We start from the raw sequence: 19,796 nt of genomic DNA on the forward strand, positions 1-19,796 counted from the left end.
GTCTGGTGGATCAGGTGTACAGAGCCGTCCGGTAGGCGGTGTCGTAGCCGTCGGCCATCCTGCGGATCGAGAACTCGGAGGCCACGTGCGCGCGGCAGGCGGCGCGGTCGATCGCTTCGAGGTGGTGGATGGCGTTGGCCAGTTCCTGGGCGGTGTCCGCCAGGTAGCCGGTGATGCCGTGTCGGACGAGTTCGGGGGCTGCCCCTGTGCGCAGGGACACCACGGGCGTCCCGCAGGCCATGGACTCGATGGGGACGAGTCCGAACGGCTCGGGGATGAGCGAGGTCATCAGGGTGGCGGTGGCTCCGGCGAGAAGGGCGGTCTTGGTCGGGAAGTCGAGTTCGCCGAGGAAGAAGACCTGTTCGCCGTCCACGTGCGGTCGTACCTGCTGCTCGAAGTACACCTGGTCGCGGGGCTTGATCCGCCCCGCGATCTTGAGCGGCACTCCCGCGAGCCTCGCTGCCGTGATGGCGAGGTGGACGCCCTTCTCGGGCCTGATCCTCCCCAGGAACACCACGTACGGGCACGGGCTGGCTCCTGCGCCGAAGGGGAACGCCTGTAGCTCGACGCCGTGGTGGACCGTGCCGAGGTAGTTGAGCTCGGGCAGGCGGGAGCGCTGGTCGCGGCTGATCGCCACGTACCGCTCGCCGGCGAACCGGCGGAAGAGCGGGGTGTTGTCGTCGTTGAAGAAGCAGTGCACGGTGTGGATCACCGGCGTCCGTAGGCCGTGGAGCGCAGGGATCGCCAGGCAGCCGGTGTTGGAGTGCACGTGGGAGTTGATGACGTCGAACTCGTCGGCGCGATCGCGGACCTCTGCCAGTTGCAGCATGCGGTAGACCTCCGGCTCGTGGATCCGCGGGTCCGCGAGCAGTGCCGTCATCCCGATGCCGTGGAGGTTGCCGGCCACCTTGGAGTCGCCGGAGGCGAAGACCGTGACTTCGTGCCCGTCGAGGACCTGGGCGGCGGTGAGCTCCGCGACCAGCGTCTCGACGGCTCCATAGCCCTTGGGCGGGACGCTTTCCCACAGCGGCGCCACGTGTGCGATGCGCATGTTCGTCTCCTCGGGAACGAGGTGGTTCGCCGTGTCGGCGGACCACGTCAGGCGGATGTGCCGATCTGCAGTTCGGGAGTCCTGGCGAGGAAGTCGCGCACCTCGTCCGTACACCTGCGGATGGCTGCCTCGTGGGATTCGAGGGCGAAGAGGGTGAGGTACCGGGCGATGTTCGATTCGTAGATCCGCGGGTTGATGCTGTGGGCGGCCATCGTGTCCGGCCACAGGGGCAGCATCCACACGTGGAAGTGCGGGCGGTCGAGCTTCTCCTCCTGGTACATCTGCACCGCGGCCAGGCCCAGTCGCTCCCGCATGGCGCGGCGGACGAAGTGCGTAACGCGGGCGATCCGCTCAACGAGCGCGAGGTCCATCTCGTCGAGTGCGCCGATGTGCGGCCGGAGACCGACGACCATGAACCCCGGCACGGCCCACTCGGCGTCCTGCCGAACGGTGATGGTGCCGTCGTCGTAGACGGGGGCGAGGATGTCCGGCAGGCGGGATTCCGCCTGGTTCATGAAGCAGCCCCGGCAGGTGCTCTCGTCTACGAGGTGGCTGGGGCCGCCGAGGAAGTCCAGGTAGCGGTGGCCGGGAGGCGGTGTCCCGGGCTGGCGGGGTGCGGGGACGGACTTGTGCACGTTCTCTCCAATCGCGGTTGCATCGGTAGAGGTGCTGGGTCGGAAGTGCCGGGACCGGGCCGCCTCCGTTGGGTGAGCGCCCCCGCAGCGATCACGCGATGAACTCGCTAACCGTCGAGGTCACGCGGGCTGCGGGGACGCTCTGAGTGACCGTCGCCGTGGGGGATTCCAGCGCCGGCCACTCGTTCATGGGCCCACCAGGGTGGGCGTGGGCACGCTCTGTGTCAGAGCTCTCGAAGACCGACGAGAGCGCGGGCGATCAGCAATGGCGGGGCCTGCCCGTGGTTCGGGTCGGCCAGTTGGTCGCCCTCGGTCGAGTCGGAAGGCTTCGGGGAACGGTCGGTTCCGAACCGGGGGTCGCGCGCGACCAACGTCAGCTCTGACCAGACGACCTTCCCTGCCGGCTCCGGGAGGTGGTAGTAGCCCCAGCGCTCGCTCAGGGCTTCCACCAGGAAGAGCCCCCGGCTGCCTTCCTCGCCCTCGCCCACCGCCTTGACCACGGGTGGCCGGTGGTCGCTGTCCCGTACCGAGAGCACGAGTCGGCCCCGGTCGACCATCAGTGCCAAGGTGATCGTCTGCACCGGGCAGGTCTCCGAGAACAGCGAGGTGACCGTGCCGCTCTTCGGATGCTGAATGGCGTTGGTGGTGAGTTCGGAGACCAGCAGGCGAGCAGTCTCGATGACGTCGGGCGGGACCTGCCAGCGGCTCAGGATGTCGACCGTGTGGCGGCGGGCCCAGGCGACCGGGTTCGGGCTGTCTGCCAGCTCCAACTGACTGAAGCCGGGGCGTGCTTGTGACACGGAGGGTCCTCCCAGGTCGGGAGCCGGGTAGGGGCTGCAGGCTGCCCGCGATCCGCGCGCTTCCCCGCGGCGACAGTGGGGGAAGCGGACAGTCTTGCCAGGGGCGCCAACTTTGAGTGACCAGATTGACGCTTTAGGTGATCGGCCTGGTATGTCCTGCCTCTGCCCCGGCACCGAACTTCCACTGAACTTCGATCACCACGCTTGAGAGAAGCCAGGTCCGACGGCTCGCCCGGATGCCATGCTGAGCGCATGGCGGAACTGAACGGCACCCCGATCGCCCTGGACTCTCTCCAGGCACTTGCCTTGACCAACTACGGCCACTTCACCTCAATGCGTGTCGAGGACGGTCGCGTTCGCGGCCTCGACCTGCACATGGCCCGACTGGCACGCGACTGCCAGGCCGTGTTCGACACGGAACTCGACCTGGACCGCGTCCGTGAGCTCGCCCGCCGCCTGGCGCCGACCAGCGGTGCCGGCGTCGTACGCGTGACGATCTTCGATCCTGCACTGGATCTCGGGCACGTCGGATCGGACGCTCAGCCCCAGGTCCTCGTGACGACTCGGCCCGCCGGACCGCTCCCCCTTCCCCCCTTGCGAGTTCAGTCCGTCGTCTACACGCGCGACATGCCGTCGGTGAAGAGCGTCGGCCTGTTCGGCTCGCTCCGCCACCGCCGCGCCGCCCAGCGCGCCGGCTTCGACGACGCCCTGTTCGTGGACACCGAGTCGATCATCTCCGAGGGCGGGACCTGGAACGTCGGCTTCGTGAAGGACGGCGAGGTCATCTGGCCCGATGCCGACTGCCTGATCGGCACCACCATGGAGCTCCTGCGCGAAGCCCACCCGTCCACCACGCGGACCGTCCGCCTGCCGGACGTCGCCGGCTTCGACGCCGCGTTCGCCACCAACATCGGCATCGGGGTGCGCGTCATCGGCGCCGTCGACGAGCACACCCTGCCCAGCAGTCACCCGATCATCGAGCAGCTTCGCAAGGAGTACGACGAACTGTCCGGAGATCTGCTGTAGTTGACCCTCCGAACACGAATGCGCGGGGCGCGACGGCGGTGGGGGCGGGAGAACTGCGGTGGCAACCGTAGAGACATGGACCGGTGCCGAGGTCAGGGCGCTACGTCAGGCGAAGCGGATGAGCATCGAATCGTTCGCCGCTCACCTGGGCATCAGCGCCAGGATGGTGTCCAAGTGGGAAGCCCGGGGTGCGGACATCACCCCCCGGCCGGTGAACCAGGCAGCCCTGGACACGTCACTGGCCTCATCGGACACCGAGGTGCACGAGCGCTTCGCCCGACTCACCGCCGGGTCGCCCTCGGTTCTACCCAACCCGGGTGGCGCCGACAGCCTGCCCTTTCCTCGCCAGCACCAGCTCCGGCACCCGGGCGACGGTCGGCGGATGACGTTCGTCGAGGCAGGGGTGTTCCTTGCAGGACCCGACAAGGAACCGGTCTGGCTGCCCGACTATTACATCGACGTGTTCCCGGTGACCAACGGGGACTACTCGCGCTTCGTCGCGGCCACCTCTCACCACCCGCCCCAGCACTGGACTGGAGGGAGCTGCCCGGACGAGCTGCTCGACCACCCGGTGGTCTTCGTCACCTGGAACGACGCGGCAGCGTACGCTCAGTGGGCCGGCAAGACCCTTCCCACGAGCCACCAGTGGGAGAAGGCCGCCCGCGGGCCGCGGGGCCACATCTACCCGTGGGGCGACCAGTCGACGCCGGCGAAGTGCAACAGCCGCGAGAGCAGCCTCGCCTCAACCACTCCCGTCAGCTGCTACCACAGCGGTGTCAGCCCGTACGGGGTCTACGACCTGTGCGGGAACACCTGGGAGTGGTGCCAGGACCAGCCCTCCCCGGGACGCCACGAGCTCAAGGCCGGCGCCTTCACGAGCCCTTTCGCCAGAACCCTACCGTCCGCCTTCAACGACGCGGCCTCGACCATGCTGGACGACGACACCGGCTTCCGTTGCTGCGCGGTGGATCTTCCCGGCCCGCCCGACATGTCGTAGCACCCCGCAGGTACAGCGGGTACCCGAAGGCACCTATCCTGCGGTAGCCAGGCCCCCCAAGCCCAAGCCGACAGCCTTTGCCGAGCGCAGGGCCGCCCTGGCTCGGGCCGCACCGGTGCGGGCGGAAGCCTCGCCGCCGCCGACCCCGACCGTTCGGGGTGCCAGGCCCGCGCAAGGGCCGCAGATGCCCGACTGGGGCACAGGATCGTGGCACTTGGCGCACTCGGTGTACCGGGCTGCTACGGGCCGTACGACGGGCTGGACGGGCGGCTGCTTGTGCTCCAGGCGGTACCGGAGCACCGCCACCGCTGAGTGCATCGGGGCGGGCAGGCCCGGCAGCAGGGCCTGCGCGAGGTCGGTCTGGGTCGCGCCTCGCTCCAGCCACCGGGCGACGAGGGGCGCGAGTTCCTCGGCTTCGGCCTGGCCGAGCCGCAGGCGCGGCTCGGGGCGGATCACCCGGAACAGCGTGGCGACCGCCTCTCGGACCCTCGGAGTCTTCCTCCCGCCCTCCCGCCCTCGCCTGCGGCTCGGCGGGGAGGGAGGGTTCTTTCACCAGCTCCTTTACAAGGGCGTCAGGACCGCCGGTGGTCGCTTCACCGGAGACCAGACGGGTGACACCCGGCAGCACCGTGAGCTGCGAGGTGTCGTAGACGTGGGTCTCGGTGATGATCGTGCCGTCCGGCATGCGGATCTTCTCGACCCGGTAGAAGCCAGCCTCAGCCAGCTCCTTCAGGGCCTTGCGGATCGCGCCCCGGCCCTGCGGACTGGTGTCGGCCATGTGCCGACCATCCTCGCGCCAACCATCGGGGCGGGAGAGGAGATCCGCGAGCAGGCCGCGGGCGGTGTAGGAGAGCCGTCGGTACTGCAGGACGGCGTTGGGCAGCACGGTGAAGTTGCGCACGTGGGCGCTACGATGGACGCGCATCGGGAGTTACAGCTCCTGGTGCCAGGCCCCGGAGCGTTGGCGCGCTGCCGGGGTCGCCTGTTTTCGGTTGGATCACGGAACGTAGCACACAGGCCGTTCGAAGATCGACGTGTTCGGCAAACGATCACCATCACACTCGATCCGGCCTCTCCTGATCTCTAAGCGACAGGATTGGAAGTCCAGTTGGTGTCCTCACTGCCCGCCGTCGCGCGATTCGGCCGCGAGGAAGCCGGAGCGTTCACTCAGTGAACAAGGCGCCCGTTCACCGAGCGAACGGCACCCCTGTCCACTCGGTGAACAACGGCGTCGGGCAAGCGGTCGTGCCCTTGGTGTCGGCTTCGAGGGCGATCAACCAGTCGGCGAGGGCGCGTGCTTCGGATCCGAGGCAGCTGAGGGAGGCGGGTGCGGGAGGGGCTCCCGCACCCGCCGTCACTGGGCGGTTTACCGCTTAGGGCGGACCTGTGCAGCGCCGTGTGCTGCGGCGCCCGGTACGACCGCTCCTGGCACCGCAGCACACTCATCCGCGTTCCCGGTACCGACCCATCCGGTGGAACTGGCCGACGAGTGCCCGCGGCAGAGAGACATAGCCGAGGGCGCTCCCGCGACCAGTCCGGTCCCGTTCAGCGCGGCATCGACCTCGCGTGCTCCTGGCGCAACTGGGCCCAGGCCGCGACCTGGTCCGGCTCACCGGACGGAAGCTGCCCGCCAGCCCGCTCGACCAGAACCGACGCCGTAGCGATGAACCCCACCGTGAGCGATCGGAGGATTGGGTGGGTCGCCTCGTGGTACCGCCGCACGAGTTCGGCGATAAAGGCCTCCAGGACCGGGATATCGAGTTCGCACTCGTCCACGATGATCTCGCCGATTCCCGAATGCAGCCCGAAAGCAGATGCCACCGCCGCCGCCTCTCCGGTGAACAACCTGGCCACCGTGTTCGACGGATCCCACACGATCTCGTCCCCCACCTGGAAAGTACAACTCACTGCGCCCACCTAACTGACACATCTACGCCCGGATTGGCGGCTTTCCAATCCTCAACAGCTTGTTCAACCGCAGCCCTGAACTGGGGTGTTGCTCCCGGCTCCGTGAAGTCCATACCAAGTGGGGCATTCTCGTAACCCTCAAGATAGGGACGAGCGCGGATATAGGAGTCGAGCTTCTTGACAACATTCTTCTGCACCCACTTCTGGGGGTCCATCCGCGGGTCCTGGCCAGTGGCCGTCTTCTCCTCCCAGGGGGTCCCGTTCTCCACCCGATCGATATCGGTGATCGTATCCGAAAGATCAGAGGGATTGTCGACAACGTAGTTAGTGTCACCCTCCCGAGGGGGCCGGACGCGATTCGAGACAGGCTCGCCGCCGGTCTCTCCCCCACCACCGCCACCGCCTCCGTCGGAGTTCATGTTGACCCGATCTGGACCAGCCGCGTCATGCATGATCGTGTTCAGACCAATGCCGGCCATCCCGAGACCGCCGGTGATGGCCACGGCTGAGATGACGTTGACCGGCACACCCAGCACCGCCCCGATACCAGTGACGTCGAGAGCGAAGCCGCCGATCTCGCCGCCCGCGCCGAGCACCGCCAGGCCGAGCCCACCTGCCAGCTGGAGCACAGCACCCGGGTCATGCACCATGGCGTTGCCCACCGACGCGAGGTCGCCAAGAACCACCTCTCCGGCCTTCTCGACGAAATGCCCGGCATCGGAGAAGAACCCACCGATGTCGTCGCCCAGGCGGGACCAGAAACCCGGCTTCGGCGCCAGGTCACGGGCCTTCCCAACTTTGGAAGCTGCACTGTCACCAGCAGATGACAGCTGTTCTCTGGCACCGCGCAGCGTTTCACCCGCGGCTGCCTTGTCGCCGGAGTTCCACTGGCTGACCGCTGTAGCTGCCTGGGCCTGTGCCCACACCAGAGTCGAGACATAGCTCTTGAGTGCGTCTGCGGCATCGTGAAATGCGTCGCCAGCTTGGAGCCACTTTCCCGGCTGCCCATGGAATGCGTGGCGGAAGGCGTCTCCGGCGTCTCCACGCCAGCCGTCAACCGTGTCGATCCGCTGGAGTCCGGCTCCTGCCTGATGCAGGTGGTCTCCATAGGAACGCAGTTCGGCCTCCATCGCGTAGATCGCCGCCGGACTTCCGGGGACCAACGACTTCGGATCGCTCGTGGTCCCGAGTTCGGCCGCCATCAGCGCACTCCGGGATCGGCCCCGGGAGCGGTCACCATGTTGCCGCTCTGCACGACATGCTGGTGTGCGTCCTGCTCAGCCTTGGTGTACGCATTCACACTGAGCGTCAGCCGACTTCTGATCTCCTTGCCATCCTTGGCAAGGTTGTCCACACCACGATTCCATCGACTCAGGAAATCGGACAGCGTGCTCGCCAGGTGGCCATGACCGATCGCCGACGAGTCATGGGGTATGTCGGCGACCTTCCGCTGGCTCACCTGCCCGAGAGTGCCATTCACGCCTGCGGCCGCGTCCCTTAACGCACCCAGATCTACCGAGTAACCGTCTTGCACCACATCCCCCTTGCACCCTGCCGGCATCACATCCCGCCCCGGCTGCCGTGGAACCCACTGCGGCGACCTATCCCATCCTGCGATGGGACGATCAAATCTTCTATCGATCAACTATCAAATAGAGGTCAAGAGTTGTGAATCAGCACACCGATCAGGACAGCAGCGGTCGGCGGCAAGCCGCGCCCCCGCCTTCCACGGGGCACACAGGCCAGACGACTCGGCTCGCCACGGTGACAGTCGCTTCTCCCCGAGCAGAGGATCGCCGCCAGCCCGGCTCACTGCCGTTAGCGCCTCCATCGCCCCGAGAGCCGCCCTGCGGCTCGGCCTTCCAGGCGCGCAGCGATCGGAAGAGGCGTGACTTCAAAGATCACCCAGCCGCGTTCTGGCAGGGATCTGGCACGGCGGGGTCGGATTGGTCTAGACAATGCGTAAAGGCCCAGGTCGTTGACCTGGGCCTTTACTGCTGGAGCGGGCGACGAGAATCGAACTCGCGCTCTAAGCTTGGGAAGCTCATGTTCTACCATTAAACTACGCCCGCCTGATGAGCCGTCAGAGACCGCTCGATCCAGTGTCACTGTACCCCATTCGCGACTGCCGTTGCACGGGGGCTCCGGGGGTGCGGCGGAGCCGGGTGGGGGCAGGGGTGGAGGCGTACTGTGTGGGCCGCGCACGAGTGCTCCGGCGGGTGGGGTCGGGGCGGCGAGCCACGGTGAGGAATGTCCGGAACATCCCCTAATGTGACGCTGTCCCGGGGCTCGGCCGCCGGGGCGTGTGAGTACGGGTGAGTACTGGGTTAGGGATGGGAAGGGGATCGATGGAGCAGCGCGCCGTCGTTCGTTGTGCCGAGGGGCACCTGTTCAGCACCACCACGTTCCCGATGCAGAACCTCGGTCCCGGCCGGATCGGGCCCGGGCGGTTGATCCGCTGTCCGCAGTGCGGACGGCTGCGGAGTTCGGTGCTGGCCGACGTGCGGGAGCTGTCGGAGCCGCAACTGGCGCAGGCGATGCGGCTGGAGGCCGCGGAGTTCCTGGCCTGACGGCAGGCGGACGGGCAGGTGGGCCCCGGGCGGATTCGTCCGGGGCCCTTTCTTGCACGTAACCTCGAAGCGTGCTGCTCTCTGACAAGGACATCCGGACCGAAATCGACCTGGGCCGGGTCTCGATCGACCCGTTCGACCCGGCGATGATCCAGCCGTCGAGTATCGACGTGCGCCTCGACCGCTTCTTCCGCGTGTTCGAGAACCACAAGTACCCGCACATCGACCCCTCCGAGGAGCAGCCGGACCTGACCCGGCTGGTCGAGCCGGACGGGGACGAGGCGTTCATCCTGCACCCGGGCGAGTTCGTGCTGGCCTCGACGTACGAGGTCATCTCGCTGCCCGACGACGTGGCCTCCCGGCTGGAGGGCAAGTCGAGCCTGGGTCGGCTGGGCCTGCTCACCCACTCCACGGCCGGCTTCATCGACCCCGGCTTCAGCGGCCACGTGACGCTGGAGCTGTCGAACGTCGCGACGCTGCCGATCAAGCTGTACCCGGGCATGAAGATCGGGCAGCTCTGCCTGTTCCGTCTCTCCTCGCCGTCGGAGCACCCGTACGGCTCGGCGCGCTACGGCTCGCGCTACCAGGGCCAGCGCGGCCCGACGCCGTCCCGCTCGTACCTGAACTTCCACCGCAGCAAGGTCTGAGCGCACAGCGACGACCCAGCAGCGAGGACCCAGCGGAGCCGCACGCAACCGGGCGGCCACCCCTCAGCGAGGGGTGGCCGCCCGCGGCGTTTCTCAGGCCCGCTTGGGGCTGGTGACGGCGATCAGCTCGGTGCCGTCCTCGGACAGCCGCAGCTCGGTGCGCAGCTCGGCCAGCTCGCCGAGGTGGTGCAGGTGGGTGCCGCCGCAGAAGATCTGCGCGCCGCCCTCGGGCAGTTCGCAGTGCCACTGGCGGCGTGCGGTGAGCTCGGGGCCGGGCACCTCGATGCGGACCGGGGCGTCGGCGGCGACCCACGCGGCGAGCCGGGCGTTGACGGCCTCGGTGAGGGCGGGCAGGGCGTCGGCGAGGGCGGGGAACTCCTCGGTGGCGTCCGCCGTGAAGCCCTTCTTCTTGAGCGACTTGCCGAGCCGGTAGGTGTCGGTGCTGGCCTGGGTGTCCATCACCGAGCTCGCCATGGCGAGGCTGTCGAAGTCCGGGTTGCCGAAGGCGTCCGAGCGGCCCGGGTCCTTGCGCCAGCGCGGGGCGAGCGCGGCATTGAGGGCGAGCGCGAGCAGGTGGCAGCCGCTGTGCGAGGCGCTGAGAGCGCCCCGGCGCTCGGCGTCGACGGCGAGCGCGGCGGTGCGGCCGACGATGTCGCCGGGGTCGGTGGCGAGGACGTGCAGGACCAGCCAGGACCACTCCTCGTCGCCGCGCCGGACCGGGATGTCGGCGCCGACCAGCAGCGCGTCGTCGGCCGGGCCGACGGCGCCGGTCAGGCAGTCGACCACGGCCAGCTCGGTGCCGTCCACGGTGAGGGTGCCGAGGTCGGCCGGCTGGTCGGGCCAGGTGTGGTCGAGCGGGTGGAACGGGGTCGCCCCGGTCACGACAGCGTACCGGCCGTCGGCCAGCGGGTGCACCGCGAGCACCGGGGACTCGCCGGTCACCGCCCCGGCCGGGAAGCTGACGTGGGTGGTGGGGAGGGTCATGCCTGGCTCCGGTGGACGTGGGACGACGAGGGTGGACGGGCCCCGGCGCTCGACCGCGGCCCGTCCACCATTCTGCCCTTCGCCCGTCAGCCCAGCGTCGGCAGCTTGATCAGCACCAGCAGGGCGAGCAGTTGCAGCGCCGACGCGGCGGCGGCCTTGCCCCAGGGCAGGTCATGCAGCCGTCGGACCATGCCGGCCAGCAGGAACGCGCAGAGCGCCCAGGTCGCCCAGCCGACGACCTGGACGACGGCGCTGCCGGAGGGCAGGACCAGGTCGAGGAGCAGCCGGGGCGCGTCGGTCAGCCAGCCGATCAGCGCGGCCAGGCCGACGGTCGACTTCCACGGGCCGTCGCCGCCCAGCTGCCGGGCCAGCGCGTACGTGACCGTGCCGAAGACCGCGCCGGCCACGGTGAAGCCGAGGGCGGCGGCGACGATGCCGGTCAGCGCCACGGTGAAGGTGGAGTTGACGATGTCGTCGTGGGTCAGCCCGATGCCGAGCACCGCGAGCGAGCCGTACAGCAGCGAGACGGTGAGGGCGGGCAGCCAGACCTGGTGGTCGCGGGTGCGGTCGAACATCGCGGTCGGGCTGCGGAAGAGGCCGATGAACAGCTCGCGCCAGTGCGGCCGGGGGCCGGCGACGTGCGGGGCGGACTGGCCGCCGGCCCGGTAGACGGCGACGTTGTCCTGGCCGTAGGGGTCCTGGCCGTCCTGGTCCTGGCCGTAGGGGCCGTGGCCGTACGGCGCCTCCTGCTGGTACGGCGGCTGCCCGTACGGCGGCTGCTGTCCCTGGTCCGGGTACTGCCCCTGGTCGTAGTAGCCCTGGTGCGGCGGCTCCTGCCCGTACGGGCCGCCGCCCGGGTACGGGTCGCCCGTCGGGAAGGCGCGGGTGTTCCCCGGCCGGTCGGCCGCGTACGGGTCGTACCCGTCGCCTGCCGTCCCCCCGGGTCCGCCCGCGGCTCCCGGGTGCGGGGCCGTGAAGTACTCCGGCCCGTCCGTCTGCCCGTGCCCCCCGGACGCCCCTGCCGGCGGCGGCGGAGGTGCCGACCACCCGCCGTGCGGACGGTCGGCACCCTGACCGCTGTCGTATCGATTACCAGCCACGCTCTGAAGGTACCCGTCCGGCCCAACGCGCGTCGGCCCCGAACGAAGCCGGGGCCGGTTTGCAGCGAGGCTGAGACGAACGGGGCCGAAAGCCGCCCCGGCGCTCCGGAAAACCGGAGCGCGGGGCTGCCGGGAAACCGGAGCCACCGGGAAACGGGGCTGCCGGGAAACAGGGCTACCGGGAACCCGGAGCTACCGCTGCGCGGTGACCGACGGCCCGTGCACCGCCGCCGCGGCGGCGGTGCCGGCCGGGCAGCCGCCCGGGCCGGCCGTGGTGCGGACGGCGCCGACCGGCAGCAGGGTGCCGCAGGCGATCCGGATGCCGTTCGGCAGCTCGTTGTCCGACTCCACGATGGCGCCGTCGCCGATCACCGCGCCGTCGAGTGCCGAGCGGTCGCCGACGGTCGCGTAGGCGCCCACGATCGAGTCCTTGACCAGGGTGTCCGGGCCGATCACCGCGCCGGGCAGGATCACGCTGCCCTCGACGATCGCGCCGGCCTCGACCACCGCGTCCGCGGAGACCACGGTGCCGCCGCTGAGCACCGCGCCGGGGTGGACGGTGGCGCCGGGCAGCAGCAGGGCGTCGCCGGTCGGGCCGGGGACGGCCGGGGAGTCGACCTTGCCGAGCACCAGGTCGGCCGAGCCGCGGACGAAGGCGGCCGGGGTGCCGAGGTCCAGCCAGTACGAGGTGTCGACCACGCCGCGCAGCAGGGCGCCGGTGGCCAGCAGCTCCGGGAAGGTCTCGCGCTCGACGGACACCTCGCGGCCGGCCGGGATGCGGTCGATCACGGAGCGGGTGAAGACGTAGCAGCCGGCGTTGATCTGGTCGGTGACGATCTGCTCCGGGGTCTCCGGCTTCTCCAGGAACTCCAGCACCCGCCCGGTCTCGTCGGTCGGGACGAGGCCGAAGGCGCGCGGGTCCTCGACCCGGGTCAGGTGCAGGGTGACGTCGGCCCCGGCGGCGACGTGGCCGTCACGCAGGGCGGCGATGTCGACGCCGGAGAGGATGTCGCCGTTGAAGACCAGGACCGGCTCGTCGGGGCCGCAGGTCAGGCCGGAGGCGGCGTTGCGGATGGCCCCGCCGGTGCCCAGTGGCTCGCGCTCGGTCAGGTAGACCAGCTCGATGCCGTACGGGGTGCCGTCCTGGAAGTGGTCCTCGAACACCTCGGCCAGGTACGAGGTGGCCAGCACGACGCGGGTGACGCCGGCGGCGGCCGCACGGGCCAGCTGGTGCGCGATGAACGGGACGCCTGCCACCGGCAGCATGGGCTTGGGGGTGTGGGTGGTCAGCGGACGCAGTCGCGTGCCCTTACCACCGACCAGCATGATCGCCTCGGTCATGGTCTGCGCTGTTCCCCTTGTGTCTCTGCGGCCCGGCCCGGCGGGCCGATGCCTCCGTCGGTGTTCTCGACCCGGGCGGCCGGCTCGGGTCGGCACCCGTGCGGCCTTGTGTCCGGAACGGGTCGACCGGCACGAAGCCGGTCCGGCGCCTACTGTATTTCCTTCCAACCGAATGCCCGTCCGGCGCCTGTGCGACGGACATCACTCCCCGCCCGCCCGGGCTGTCGCCGGGAGCCGTCGTGTCGGCCCAAAAGACCGGCCCGGTGGGCGCGTTGGCGGCGTCCACCGGGCCGGGCAGTTGTAGCAGAACTGTCGAACAGCGGGGCTGTCGGTCAGCGGACGGCTACGCGTCCACCGTCGCGGCCTGCTCCTCGGCCTCGGCCGGCGGGGTGGCCTTCACCGAGTCGAGCAGCAGCTGGGCCACGTCGACCACCTTCAGGTGCTCCTTGGCCGCGCCCTCGTTCTTCTTGCCGTTGACCGAGTCGGAGAGCATCACCAGGCAGAACGGGCAGGCGGTGGAGACGATGTCCGGGTTGAGCGACAGCGCCTCGTCCACGCGCTCGGTGTTGATCCGCTTGCCGATGCGCTCCTCCATCCACATCCGGGCGCCGCCGGCGCCGCAGCAGAAGCCCCGCTCCTTGTGGCGGTGCATCTCCTGCTGGCGCAGACCGGGGACCTTGTCCATGATCTCGCGCGGCGGGCTGTAGACCTTGTTGTGGCGGCCCAGGTAGCAGGGGTCGTGGTAGGTGATCAGGCCCTCGACCGGGTTGACCGGGACGAGCTTGCCCTCGTCGATCAGGTGCTGCAGCAGCTGGGTGTGGTGGATCACCTCGAAGTGCCCGCCGAGCTGCGGGTACTCGTTGGCGATGGTGTTGAAGCAGTGCGGGCAGGTGGCCACGATCCGCTTGGTCGGGGCGTCCTCCAGCGCGGCGTTCAGCGTCTCGACGTTCTGCGCGCCGAGCATCTGGAACAGGAACTCGTTGCCCAGGCGGCGCGGGGAGTCACCGCTGCAGGTCTCCTCCTTGCCGAGGATGGCGAACTTCACGCCCGCCGTGTGCAGCAGTTCGGCGAAGGCCTTGGTGGTCTTCTTGGCGCGGTCCTCCAGGGCACCGGCGCAGCCGACCCAGTAGAGGTACTCGACCTCGGCGGGGTCGATGTCCTCGCCGATCACCGGCACCTCGATGCCGGTCTCCTTCTTGAGCTCCTTGACCCAGTCCAGGCGCGCCTTGGTGGCCATGCCCCACGGGTTGCCCTTGTTCTCCAGGTTCTTGAGCATCGTCCCGGCCTCGGTCGGGAAGTTGCTCTCGATCATCACCTGGTAGCGGCGCATGTCGACGATGTGGTCGATGTGCTCGATGTCCACCGGGCACTGCTCGACGCAGGCGCCGCAGGTGGTGCAGGACCACAGCACGTCCGGGTCGATGACGCCGTTCTCCTCGGCGGTGCCGATCAGCGGGCGCTCGGCCTCGGCCAGCGCGGCCGCCGGGACGTCCTTGAGCTGCTCGGAGGTGGCCTGCTCGTTGCCCTCCATGTCCTTGCCGCCGCCGGCCAGCAGGTACGGCGCCTTGCCGTAGGCGTGCTCGCGCAGGCTCATGATCAGCAGCTTGGGGGAGAGCGGCTTGCCGGTGTTCCAGGCCGGGCACTGCGACTGGCAGCGGCCGCACTCGGTGCAGGTGGAGAAGTCGAGGATGCCCTTCCAGGAGAAGTGCTCGACCTGGGAGACGCCGAAGACGGCGTCCTCGGCCGGGTCCTCGAAGTCGATCGGCTGACCCTTGCTGGTCATCGGACGGAGCTCGCCGAGCGCGGTGCCGCCGTCCTCCGCGCGCTTGAAGTAGATGTTGAAGAAGCCCAGGAACCGGTGCCAGGCCACGCCCATCGAGGGGTTGATGCCGATGGTGATGGCCCACGCGAACGAGATGCAGATCTTCAGCATCGCGAACAGCCAGACCAGGTTCTCCAGCGTGCCGTGCGAGAGCCCGCTGAGCGCGGAGACGATCGGGTACGAGACCAGGTGCGCCGGGCCGTACGAGTCGACGCCCTGGAGGGCGCCCTCCAGGGCGCGCAGCATCAGGATGCAGAGGCCGATGCCGAGGATCGTGTACTCGACGTAGAAGGCCTGCCAGGCGATCGAGCCGGCGAACCGGGACTTGCGGCCCGACCTGGACGGCAGGCTCATCAGCCGGATCACGATCAGGGTCGCGATGCCCAGCGTGGTCAGGGTGCCGACGAGTTCGACGAACAGCTGCCAGATCATCCAGTGACCGATGATCGGCAGCTCGAACTCGGCGTCGAAGAGCTGGCCCATGGCGTTGACAATGGTCAGCACCAGGCTGAAGAAGCCGACGGCGACGAACCAGTGGGCGATGCCCACGATCCCCCAGCGGTTCATCCTGGTGTGGCCGATGAACTCGACCGCGACGGTCTTCACGCGCTGGGCGGGCTTCCCGAAGCGGGTGGTGTCCGGCGCGCCGGTCAGCACCACCTTGAAGATGTGCCACGCCGCACGAAGGGCGAGCGCGGTGCCGATCACGAATGTGACCAGCGAGATGACGATCGCTGCTAGCTGCATCGGCTCTCCGTCTCCTGCGGCTTTGCGGTTGAGCAGGCTCTGCGGTTCTGCGGACTTCGACTGAGTGTACTGGTCGGTAACTTGCCGGGCCGACGGCCCGGACAATACCGGTCGCCAACAGTTCTCCAGAAGGTTCCCAAGCTATGGCGGCAGTCACGTGACCGCACCGGCACCGCGCCGAACCCGCACCGCACCGGCCCCGCTCCATGATCCCGCTCAGCAAAGTTGAGCGACTTCCACTCATGGCTGTTGACGCTGCCCGTCGAGTCATGCATCCTTGAGCCCGTAAAGCTCAACTCTTCCGTGGAGGTATTTACGATGGCACGCGCGGTCGGCATCGACCTCGGCACGACGAACTCGGTCGTCAGCGTTCTCGAAGGTGGCGAGCCCACCGTCATCACGAACGCCGAGGGCGCCCGGACCACGCCGTCCGTCGTCGCCTTCGCCAAGAACGGCGAGGTCCTGGTCGGCGAGGTGGCGAAGCGGCAGGCGGTCACCAACGTCGACCGCACCATCCGCTCGGTCAAGCGCCACATGGGCACCGGGTGGAAGATCAACCTGGACGGCAAGGACTTCAACCCCCAGCAGATCAGCGCCTTCATCCTGCAGAAGCTGAAGCGCGACGCCGAGGCGTACCTGGGCGAGACCGTCACCGACGCCGTCATCACCGTCCCGGCGTACTTCTCGGACTCCGAGCGCCAGGCCACCAAGGAGGCCGGTGAGATCGCGGGCCTCAACGTCCTGCGCATCGTCAACGAGCCGACCGCGGCCGCCCTGGCGTACGGCCTCGACAAGGACGACCAGACCATCCTGGTCTTCGACCTCGGCGGCGGCACCTTCGACGTCTCCCTGCTGGAGATCGGCGACGGGGTCGTCGAGGTGAAGGCCACCAACGGTGACAACCACCTCGGCGGCGACGACTGGGACCAGAAGGTCGTCGACCACCTGGTCAAGGTGTTCCAGAGCGGCCACGGCGTCGACCTGTCCAAGGACAAGATGGCCCTGCAGCGTCTGCGCGAGGCCGCCGAGAAGGCCAAGATCGAGCTGTCCTCGTCCTCCGAGACCTCGATCAACCTGCCGTACATCACGGCCTCCGCCGAGGGCCCGCTGCACCTGGACGAGAAGCTCACCCGCGCCCAGTTCCAGCAGCTGACCGCCGACCTGCTCGAGCGCTGCAAGATCCCGTTCCACAACGTGATCAAGGACGCCGGCATCTCGCTCTCCGAGATCGACCACGTCGTCCTGGTCGGCGGCTCGACCCGCATGCCGGCCGTCGCCGAGCTCGTCAAGGAGCTGACCGGCGGCAAGGACGCCAACAAGGGCGTCAACCCGGACGAGGTCGTCGCCATCGGCGCCTCGCTCCAGGCCGGTGTCCTCAAGGGCGAGGTCAAGGACGTCCTGCTGCTCGACGTCACCCCGCTGTCCCTCGGCATCGAGACCAAGGGCGGCATCATGACCAAGCTGATCGAGCGCAACACCACGATCCCGACCAAGCGCTCCGAAATCTTCACCACGGCCGAGGACAACCAGCCGTCCGTGCAGATCCAGGTCTACCAGGGCGAGCGCGAGATCGCGGCGTACAACAAGAAGCTCGGCATGTTCGAGCTGACCGGCCTGCCGCCGGCGCCGCGCGGCCTGCCCCAGATCGAGGTCACCTTCGACATCGACGCCAACGGCATCATGCACGTGGCCGCGAAGGACCTCGGCACCGGCAAGGAGCAGAAGATGACCGTCACCGGCGGCTCCTCGCTGCCGAAGGACGAGGTCGACCGCATGCGCCGCGAGGCCGAGCAGTACGCCGAGGACGACCACAAGCGCCGCGAGGCCGTCGAGACCCGCAACTCCGCCGAGCAGCTCGTCTACTCGACCGAGAAGTTCATCGCCGACAACACCGACAAGCTCCCCGCCGACGTCAAGACCGAGGTCGAGACCGCCATCGGCGAGCTCAAGGAGGCCCTGAAGGGCGAGGACATCGCGACGATCCGCGAGGCCTCGGAGAAGGTCTCCACCACCGCGCAGAAGCTCGGCCAGGCGCTCTACGCCAACGCCGACGCCCCCGCCGGTGCCGCCGCGGCCGACGACTCCGCCCAGGCCAAGGCCGACGACGACGTCGTCGACGCCGAGATCGTCGACGACGAGAAGCCCAAGGGTGGTGCGTCGGCATGACGGACAAGCCGCAGGGCGGAAAGCCCGGCGACGACTCCGCCGCCGAAGAGGCCGTGATCAAGGCCGCCGAGGAAGCCGCGGCGGCCGGTGCCGCCGAGGGCTCCCCGGAGGAGCTCGCCACCGTCAAGCGCGAGCTGACCGAGCGCACCGCCGACCTGCAGCGCCTGCAGGCCGAGTACCAGAACTACCGCAAGCGGGTCGAGCGCGACCGGCTGACCGTCCGCGAGATCGCGGTCTCCAACATCCTGGAGTCCCTGATCCCGGTCCTGGACGACATCGGCCGCGCCCGCGAGCACGGCGAGGTCACGGGCGGCTTCAAGTCCGTCGCCGAGTCCCTGGAGACGGTCGTCGCCAAGCTGGGCCTGCAGCAGTTCGGCAAGGAGGGCGAGCCCTTCGACCCGACCATGCACGAGGCGCTGATGCACAGCTACTCCTCGGACGTCACCGAGGACACCTGCGTGCAGATCCTCCAGCCCGGCTACCGCATCGGTGAGCGGATCATCCGCCCGGCGATGGTCGCCGTCGCGGAGCCCCAGCCGGGCACCCAGACCGTCGGCGACGCCGACGCGAAGTCCGGCGACGCGGACGAGTCCGACGGTGGCTCGGACAGCTGACAACCTGTGACAGCTGACAACCAGTGCGCTGCGGAGTCGTACGCCGGCCAGAACGGCGGCCGGCTCCGCAGCGCGCTGTCAACGGCGTTGCGTTCCCTTGCTGTTGACAGCACAGTGACGATGGACATCGGGAGGTGACGGGAGCCGTGAGCGAGCGCAGCGAGCGAACCGTTAAGGGGCGCGTGTACCGCTCAGCGGCTGCCGAGCGAAGCGAGGTGGACGCATGAGTGGCAAGGACTATGTCGAGAAGGACTACTACAAGGTCCTCGGCGTGCCCAAGGACGCCACCGCCACCGAGATCAAGAAGACCTACCGCAAACTCGCGCGCGAGTTCCACCCCGACGCCAACACGGGTGACGCCAAGGCCGAGGAGCGGTTCAAGGACATCTCCGAGGCGTACGACGTCCTCTCCGACGAGAAGCGCCGCAAGGAGTACGACGAGGCCCGCAGCCTCTTCGCCAACGGCGGCTTCCGGTCCGGCGGCGGACCCGGCGGTGCCGGCAGCTACAGCTTCGACTTCGGCGACCTCTTCAGCGGCAACCAGAACGCCGGCGGCAGCGGCGGGCTCGGCGACGTCTTCGGCGGCCTCTTCAACCGCGGCGGCACCCGGCAGGCCCAGCCCCGGCGCGGCGCCGACGTCGAGACCGAGGTGACGCTCTCCTTCGAGGAAGCGGTCGACGGCGCGACCGTCCCGCTGCGGATGACCAGCCAGGCCCCCTGTCGCACCTGCAACGGCACCGGCGCCAAGTCCGGCACCACCCCGCGGGTCTGCCCCACCTGCGTCGGCGCGGGCACCGTCAGCCGCGGCCAGGGCGCCTTCGCGCTCTCCGAGCCGTGCAAGGACTGCCGCGGTCGGGGCATGATCGTCGACGACCCGTGCACCGACTGCCACGGCAGCGGCCGGGCCACCTCCGCCCGCACCATGCAGGTGCGCATCCCGGCCGGCGTCCAGGCCGACCAGCGCATCCGGCTCAAGGGCAAGGGCGCCCAGGGCGAACGCGGCGGCCAGCCCGGCGACCTCTACGTCACCGTGCACGTCGACCCGCACCCGGTCTTCGGCCGCAAGGGCGACAACCTCACCGTCACCGTCCCGGTCACCTTCCCCGAGGCGGCCCTCGGCGCCACCATCGAGGTACCCACCCTCGGCGGCCCCGCCGTGAAGCTCAAGCTGCCCCCGGGCAGCGCCAACGGCCTCACCATGCGTGCCCGCGGCAAGGGCGCCACCCGCAAGGACGGCACCCGCGGCGACCTCCTCGTCACCGTCGAGGTCGTGGTGCCGCAGCACGTCACCGGCGACGCGCTGAACGCCCTGGAGCAGTACCGCGAGGCCACCGCCTCCGACGATCCGCGAGCAGCCCTCTTCCGGGCGGCGAAGGGAGCGTGACGAC

Annotated in this window: 17 protein-coding genes, 1 tRNA gene and 1 pseudogene; 7 read left to right on the forward strand and 12 right to left on the reverse strand. The window is 69.3% G+C overall.

Annotation, left to right across the window (positions count from 1 at the left end; genetic code table 11):
- Nucleotides 1–10: 10 nt before the first annotated feature.
- From ACZ51D_RS07460 to ACZ51D_RS07470, 3 genes are all read right to left on the reverse strand, one after another.
- Entirely contained in the window at nt 11–1,051 is a 1,041-nt protein-coding gene (locus ACZ51D_RS07460) for a glycosyltransferase family 4 protein (protein WP_465661531.1), read from the reverse strand.
- A 47-nt stretch (nt 1,052–1,098) separates the two neighbouring features.
- A complete protein-coding gene (locus ACZ51D_RS07465) occupies nt 1,099–1,686 on the reverse strand; it encodes a hypothetical protein (RefSeq protein WP_465661533.1) in 588 nt (195 codons plus the stop codon).
- A gap of 224 nt (nt 1,687–1,910) precedes the next feature.
- Nucleotides 1,911–2,486 carry an ATP-binding protein gene (locus tag ACZ51D_RS07470; protein WP_465661535.1) on the reverse strand — a complete coding sequence of 192 codons (576 nt, stop codon included), beginning with the start codon at nt 2,484–2,486 and terminating at the stop codon, nt 1,911–1,913.
- A 252-nt stretch (nt 2,487–2,738) separates the two neighbouring features.
- Between ACZ51D_RS07470 and ACZ51D_RS07475 the strand changes: the two genes are divergently transcribed.
- Complete coding sequence (locus ACZ51D_RS07475) at nt 2,739–3,512, forward strand: aminotransferase class IV family protein (protein ID WP_465661536.1); 774 nt, start codon at nt 2,739–2,741, stop codon at nt 3,510–3,512.
- Between the two features lie 58 nt (nt 3,513–3,570).
- A complete protein-coding gene (locus tag ACZ51D_RS07480) occupies nt 3,571–4,509 on the forward strand; it encodes an SUMF1/EgtB/PvdO family nonheme iron enzyme (RefSeq protein WP_465661538.1) in 939 nt (312 codons plus the stop codon).
- Nucleotides 4,510–4,542: 33 nt separating this feature from the next.
- Here ACZ51D_RS07480 and ACZ51D_RS07485 read toward each other — a convergent pair whose 3' ends face one another.
- The 5 genes from ACZ51D_RS07485 to ACZ51D_RS07505 all read right to left on the reverse strand — a co-directional run bounded on the left by ACZ51D_RS07485 (nt 4,543) and on the right by ACZ51D_RS07505 (nt 8,489).
- Nucleotides 4,543–4,965 (reverse strand): hypothetical protein, encoded by a 423-nt coding sequence (locus tag ACZ51D_RS07485; RefSeq protein ID WP_465661539.1) that lies wholly within the window; start codon nt 4,963–4,965, stop codon nt 4,543–4,545.
- 1,089 nt (nt 4,966–6,054) lie between these two features.
- A complete protein-coding gene (locus ACZ51D_RS07490; protein WP_465661541.1) occupies nt 6,055–6,399 on the reverse strand; it encodes a DUF6086 family protein in 345 nt (114 codons plus the stop codon).
- Between the two features lie 14 nt (nt 6,400–6,413).
- Nucleotides 6,414–7,619: a WXG100 family type VII secretion target gene (locus ACZ51D_RS07495; protein WP_465661543.1), complete on the reverse strand. Its 1,206-nt coding sequence runs from the start codon at nt 7,617–7,619 to the stop codon at nt 6,414–6,416.
- Nucleotides 7,619–7,876 carry a hypothetical protein gene (locus tag ACZ51D_RS07500; protein ID WP_465661545.1) on the reverse strand — a complete coding sequence of 86 codons (258 nt, stop codon included), beginning with the start codon at nt 7,874–7,876 and terminating at the stop codon, nt 7,619–7,621. Before ACZ51D_RS07500 ends, ACZ51D_RS07495 begins: the two co-directional genes overlap by 1 nt.
- A gap of 539 nt (nt 7,877–8,415) precedes the next feature.
- A tRNA-Gly gene (locus tag ACZ51D_RS07505) sits at nt 8,416–8,489 on the reverse strand.
- Between the two features lie 276 nt (nt 8,490–8,765).
- Here ACZ51D_RS07505 and ACZ51D_RS07510 point away from each other — a divergent pair.
- Nucleotides 8,766–8,987, forward strand: a complete 222-nt coding sequence (locus ACZ51D_RS07510; protein ID WP_465615321.1) for a hypothetical protein — start codon at nt 8,766–8,768, stop codon at nt 8,985–8,987.
- A gap of 71 nt (nt 8,988–9,058) precedes the next feature.
- Nucleotides 9,059–9,634 carry a dCTP deaminase gene (gene dcd, locus ACZ51D_RS07515; protein WP_360496619.1) on the forward strand — a complete coding sequence of 192 codons (576 nt, stop codon included), beginning with the start codon at nt 9,059–9,061 and terminating at the stop codon, nt 9,632–9,634.
- A gap of 93 nt (nt 9,635–9,727) precedes the next feature.
- Here the strand turns inward: dcd and ACZ51D_RS07520 are convergent, their stop codons facing one another.
- The 4 genes and pseudogenes from ACZ51D_RS07520 to ACZ51D_RS07535 all read right to left on the reverse strand — a co-directional run bounded on the left by ACZ51D_RS07520 (nt 9,728) and on the right by ACZ51D_RS07535 (nt 15,628).
- Nucleotides 9,728–10,618, reverse strand: coding sequence for an alanyl-tRNA editing protein (locus ACZ51D_RS07520; RefSeq protein ID WP_465615323.1), 891 nt, complete (start codon nt 10,616–10,618; stop codon nt 9,728–9,730).
- 86 nt (nt 10,619–10,704) lie between these two features.
- A complete protein-coding gene (locus tag ACZ51D_RS07525; RefSeq protein WP_465615325.1) occupies nt 10,705–11,718 on the reverse strand; it encodes a Yip1 family protein in 1,014 nt (337 codons plus the stop codon).
- A 276-nt stretch (nt 11,719–11,994) separates the two neighbouring features.
- Nucleotides 11,995–13,059, reverse strand: a pseudogene (gene manB / locus ACZ51D_RS07530) (mannose-1-phosphate guanylyltransferase); the annotation flags it as partial.
- A gap of 343 nt (nt 13,060–13,402) precedes the next feature.
- Complete coding sequence (locus ACZ51D_RS07535) at nt 13,403–15,628, reverse strand: (Fe-S)-binding protein (RefSeq protein ID WP_465661546.1); 2,226 nt, start codon at nt 15,626–15,628, stop codon at nt 13,403–13,405.
- A 318-nt stretch (nt 15,629–15,946) separates the two neighbouring features.
- On the opposite strand from ACZ51D_RS07535, the gene dnaK reads away from it, so the two are divergent.
- The 3 genes from dnaK (at nt 15,947) to dnaJ (ending at nt 19,792) form a co-directional block, all read left to right on the forward strand.
- Nucleotides 15,947–17,794 (forward strand): molecular chaperone DnaK, encoded by a 1,848-nt coding sequence (gene dnaK, locus ACZ51D_RS07540; RefSeq protein WP_360496631.1) that lies wholly within the window; start codon nt 15,947–15,949, stop codon nt 17,792–17,794.
- A complete protein-coding gene (gene grpE / locus ACZ51D_RS07545; RefSeq protein WP_360496634.1) occupies nt 17,791–18,408 on the forward strand; it encodes a nucleotide exchange factor GrpE in 618 nt (205 codons plus the stop codon). The genes dnaK and grpE overlap by 4 nt, the downstream gene beginning before the upstream one ends.
- Before the next feature lie 223 nt (nt 18,409–18,631).
- Entirely contained in the window at nt 18,632–19,792 is a 1,161-nt protein-coding gene (gene dnaJ, locus ACZ51D_RS07550) for a molecular chaperone DnaJ (protein ID WP_360496637.1), read from the forward strand.
- The last annotated feature ends 4 nt before the right edge of the window (nt 19,793–19,796 follow it).

Source organism: Kitasatospora sp. NPDC033851, assembly GCF_055576085.1.